This is a genomic window from uncultured Porphyromonas sp. (assembly GCF_934359325.1).
Classification (GTDB): domain Bacteria; phylum Bacteroidota; class Bacteroidia; order Bacteroidales; family Porphyromonadaceae; genus Porphyromonas_A.
The window spans coordinates 1-4,907 of the sequence record NZ_CAKRLH010000120.1; the positions used below are offsets into that span (position 1 = coordinate 1).

Sequence of the window (4,907 nt, forward strand, 5' to 3'; positions counted from 1 at the left end):
CCGCTCCCAATGATACGGTAAAGGAGAAGGGGTACGTCACCGACTTGATCACGGACAAGAGCCTCGACCTGCTCCGAGGTCGGGACAAGAGTCGTCCGTTTATGCTGATGGTGCAGCACAAGGCGCCTCACCGCAACTGGATGCCCCGCATCGAGGATCTGGATCTGTACGAGGATGTGACCTTCGAGCTACCGGAGAACTTTGCAGATGACTATGCCGGTCGTCGGGCGGCCGCTCGAGCGGAGATGAATATCGGGGAGCACATGGACCCCGTCTACGACTGCAAGCTCCTCCGTGAGGATCACCCGACCCACTACTCGCGGATGTACGAGTGGATCCTCTCCGGTATGGACGAGGAGGACAGGGAGAAGTTCCTCGCTTACTACCGCCCCATGGCGGACTACTACTGGGACAGCACGATGACTGACCGGGAGCGGATGGAGTACAAGTACCAGCGATACATGCGCGACTACGCCAAGGTGATCCACCCGATCGATGAGGGCGTCGGACGGATCATCGATTACCTCAAGAAGGAGGGACTCTGGGACACGACCATCGTCCTCTACCTCGGTGACCAAGGCTTCTATATGGGCGAGCACGGCTGGTTTGACAAGCGCTTCATGTACGAGGAGTCGATGCACTACCCGCTCCTGATGCACCTCCCCAAGGGGCTCGATGCCCGCGGGGCGATCAAGGAGCTGACGCAGAATATCGACCTTGCGCCCACCTTCCTCGAGCTCGCCGGCGTGGCGATCCCGGAGGACATCCAGGGCGAGTCACTTGTGCCGCTGCTTAAGGGGGCAAAGGAGCTCCCCGGGCGGGACAAGATCTACTACCACTTCTACGAGTACCCCGCCGAGCACAGCGTTATGCGTCACTACGGGGTGCGCGATGAGCGGTACAAGCTGATCCGCTTCTACCGCGACCAGGACTTCTGGGAGCTTTACGACCTACAGGAGGATCCGCACGAGATGAAGAATGTCTACGACGACCCCGCCTACAGCGAGATCGTTGACCGGATGCGCCGGGAGCTGGTGGAGGCACAGACCCAGTACGAGGACACCCTCGCCCTCCGGCTCAATGGCTTCTGATCCGACCACTTAGCTGCCCGGAGTAGGTTAGGCAGCACTGATAACAAAAAGGGCTAACTTCAAGGCATCTTGGAGTCAGCCCTTTTTGTTTTTGATAAAGGAAGGGATCGACTGCAACGATATTAGTGGAGGGAGGAGGATAGAGCGGTAGGCAATTATTTCGTACCTTTGCCGTAGTCCTGAGGGGGTGATGTGACACCGCCTGCGGGGCTATATACAAGAGACTGACTGTCGGATCGAGGTGGCGACCTCGTACTGCAGACGGAGTGACGATTCCGGGCGGAGTATCGCCTGGGATTGTTTCCTTTTTGTCTGTCGGGTACAGTCTTGCAGTTATTTTCGAAAACCATTTTCATAGCATTATATACACTATGGACTTTATCTATATGACCGAAGAGGGCTACAAGAAGCTCTCCGAGGAGATCAGTAAGCTGGAGAGCGTAGACCGCCCCGAGGTGATCCAGGAGATCGCCGAGGCGCGCGAGAAGGGCGACCTCTCCGAGAATGCCGAGTACTCCGCAGCGAAGGAGAAGCAGGCAGTGCTGGAGGACAAGATCGCCCAGCTCCGCATGCAGCTCGCCAACGCCCGCATCCTCGACACCGCCAATATCGACACCTCCAAGGTGGGCATCCTGAGCAAGGTGACGCTGACGAATATGAAGAATAACCAGCAGCGCGTCTTCACCATCGTCTCCGATACAGAGTCGAATAATAAGGAGGGCAAGATCGGCATCTCCACCCCGATCGCCAAGGGTCTCCTCGGGAAGAAGCCGGGGGACATCTGCGAGATCGAGGTGCCCGCCGGGGTGCTCACCTTCCGCATCGATGAGATCAATATCTAAGTCTACCCTACGCCATGACCATCTTTAGCAAAATTATCCGGGGAGAGATCCCCAACCACAAGATCGCCGAGGATGAGCACAACTTTGCTTTCCTCGATATCAACCCCCTTCGTCCCGGCCACACGCTCGTAGTTCCGAAGCGGGAGGTGGACTATTTCTTTGACCTCACCGATGAGGAGCTGTCCAGCCTGATGAGCTTCGCAAAGAGGATCTCTGCTGCCATCCGGGAGATGAGTGGCTGTCGCAAGGTGGCTGCCGTCGTCCTCGGTCTGGAGGTCAATCATGCGCACCTGCACCTGATTCCGATCAATAGTGAGAGTGATGCCGACTTCCACGGCGAGCATGTCTCTATGACAGATGAGGAGCTGGAGGAGGTGGCACGGCAGATCCGCGAGAGACTCTGAGGGATGTTTGTCGCTAAGCAGAAGAGGCACGAGAACATTGCCGAGTACCTGCTCTACATGTGGCAGGTGGAGGATATCCTCCGGGCACTGCACTTTGACCCCGCAGAGATCCATCGCTACATAGAGCGCGGCTACGACTGCTCTGAGGATCAGCAGCGGGAGGTGGAGGCGTGGTACCTCTCCCTCGCCCGACAGATGCGAGAGGAGGGGATCCTGGAGCAGGGGCACCTGAGCACGCTCACCGAGCTGATCGGCCGACTCGAGGCGCTCTCCTCGGAGCTGCTGAAGGATAAGTCGGAGACCCTCTTCGCCACGCTCTACTACGCTGCACTCCCCGCCATCGTCCAGCTCCGCGACAAGGGCGCCGGAGGGAGTCACGGCGAGGTAGAGACTGCCCTGATCGGTCTCTACGGCTACGTGCAGCTGCGGGAGCAGGGGCGCGAGGTATCGGAGGAGACCATCCGAGGGATGAGGCAGCTGAGCACCTTCCTCGCCCTACTGGCTGACCGATTCCGCACGAGCGAGGAGGGGTCATGAATGAGCCTATGGGGAGCGAGCGCCCGCTCGTATGGATCACAGGCGCCTCAGGGCAGCTGGGCACGGCACTCAGTCACCTGCTCCCCGAGTCGGCGCACTACGACCGGGTGCTGACGACGAGGGCGGAGCTGGATCTGACCGCATTCGGTCAGTTGTCCCGCTTCCTCCGAGAGAGGAAGCCTGATGTGGTGATCAATTGCGCCGCATACACCGCCGTGGATGGGGCGGAGACGCTCTCCGAGGACGAGCTCTTCGAGACCAATACCCTCTGCCTGATGCAGCTCCACGAGCTGCGACCGCACCTCCCGATCGTGCAGATAAGCACGGACTACGTCTTTGGGGGCAACACAGAGACCACCATACCTTATATAGAGGAGGATGTGGCAGACCCGATCAATAGGTATGGGAAGTCGAAGGCTGACGCTGACCACTTCCTCATCGCCAACCATCCGGAGAGTTACATCCTCCGCACCGCCTGGCTCTATGGTCCGGCATCGTGGGGGCGGAGCTTCTACCGCTCCATCAGGGCTAAGGTGGAGGCGGGAGAGCCGATCCGCTGCGTCACCGATGAGGTAGGATCTCCCACCTCGACGCTGACTCTCGCCCGCGTGATCGGTCGCCTGCTGGAGGGACTCACCGACCCCAAGGCTCCCGACCCCCTGCCCTATGGGCTGTATCACGTGGCAGACCTGGGAGAGACCTCGCGGTACCACTTCGCAGCGACCATCGCCCGACTCCTCACTGGTCGGGATGACTACCCGATCAGTCCCATCACCCAGGCCGACCTGGCCCTACCTGCCTCGAGACCGCACTACAGCGCGCTCTCCACCGAGAAGATCCAGAAGTATTACCCTGACCTGCTCCGCCCCTGGGAAGAGACGCTCGAGGAGGTCATCGACCGCGACACACAGCGATAAATGAAAGACTTTACAGAAGAGATAGCCCGCCGACGCACCTTTGCCGTCATCGCTCACCCCGATGCCGGTAAGACCACCCTCACCGAGAAGCTCCTCCTCTTTGGAGGGGCGATCCATGTCGCCGGGGCGGTCAAGAGCAATAAGATCCGCCGCTCCGCCACCTCCGACTGGATGGAGATCGAGAAGCAGCGCGGCATCTCCGTCGCCACCTCGGTGATGGGCTTTGAGTACGAGGACTACAAGATCAATATCCTCGACACCCCGGGACACCAGGACTTCGCTGAGGATACCTTCCGCACCCTCACCGCCGTCGACTCGGTCATCATCGTGATCGACGGGGCGCGCGGCGTGGAGGCGCAGACGAAGAAGCTGATGCAGGTCTGCCGCCTGAGACAGACCCCGGTGATCGTCTTCGTCAATAAGATGGACCGCGAGGCGCAAAACCCCTTTGACCTCCTCGATGAACTGGAGCAGGAGCTGCAGATCGCCGTCACGCCGCTCTCCTGGCCGATCGACTGCGGCGACCGCTTCCGTGGCGTCTACAACATTGCCAAGGAAGACCTTGAGGTCTTCAATCCTCAGGACAAGAGCCACGTCTCCAGCCGTGTCGAGGTGGACATCCACTCCCCCGAGCTGCTTAAGTATGCCACCGAGGAGCAGGCTGAGCAGCTGCTTACCGACCTCGAGCTGATCGACGGCGTTTATCCGAGGATGGATGAGGAGAAGTACCTCGCTGCGCAGCTGGCACCGGTATTCTTCGGCTCGGCGCTCAATAACTTCGGCATCAAGGAGATGCTCGACACCTTTGTCCGCATCGCCCCCTCTCCCCGACCCACCAAGGCGGAGGAGCGGATCGTGAGACCTGAGGAGACCGACTTCACCGGCTTTGTCTTTAAGATCCACGCCAATATGGATCCCAACCACCGCTCCAGCATCGCCTTTGTCAAGATCTGCTCCGGGGTCTTCCGGCGGAATACCAATTACCACCACGTGCGTCTCGGGCGGGACCTCCGCTTCAGCAGCCCCACCGCCTTTATGGCACAGCGGAAGGAGATCGTCGAGGACGCCTACGCCGGAGACATCGTCGGACTGCCCGACACCGGCAACTTCCGCATC

6 protein-coding genes are annotated in these 4,907 nt (G+C 59.8%); all 6 read left to right on the forward strand.

What is annotated here, in order from left to right; genetic code table 11:
* Positions 1-1,091: sulfatase/phosphatase domain-containing protein (locus Q0F21_RS05285; protein ID WP_297238062.1), on the forward strand; the 1,091-nt coding region annotated here is incomplete at its 5' end.
* Positions 1,092-1,462: 371 nt separating this feature from the next.
* A complete protein-coding gene (gene greA / locus Q0F21_RS05290) occupies positions 1,463-1,933 on the forward strand; it encodes a transcription elongation factor GreA (RefSeq protein ID WP_297132260.1) in 471 nt (156 codons plus the stop codon).
* A gap of 14 nt (positions 1,934-1,947) precedes the next feature.
* Positions 1,948-2,337 carry an HIT family protein gene (locus tag Q0F21_RS05295; protein ID WP_297238064.1) on the forward strand — a complete coding sequence of 130 codons (390 nt, stop codon included), beginning with the start codon at positions 1,948-1,950 and terminating at the stop codon, positions 2,335-2,337.
* A 3-nt stretch (positions 2,338-2,340) separates the two neighbouring features.
* Positions 2,341-2,874 (forward strand): DUF4924 family protein, encoded by a 534-nt coding sequence (locus tag Q0F21_RS05300; RefSeq protein WP_297238066.1) that lies wholly within the window; start codon positions 2,341-2,343, stop codon positions 2,872-2,874.
* Complete coding sequence (gene rfbD / locus Q0F21_RS05305) at positions 2,871-3,791, forward strand: dTDP-4-dehydrorhamnose reductase (protein WP_297238068.1); 921 nt, start codon at positions 2,871-2,873, stop codon at positions 3,789-3,791. Before Q0F21_RS05300 ends, rfbD begins: the two co-directional genes overlap by 4 nt.
* Positions 3,792-4,907: peptide chain release factor 3 (locus Q0F21_RS05310; protein ID WP_297238070.1), on the forward strand; the 1,116-nt coding region annotated here is incomplete at its 3' end.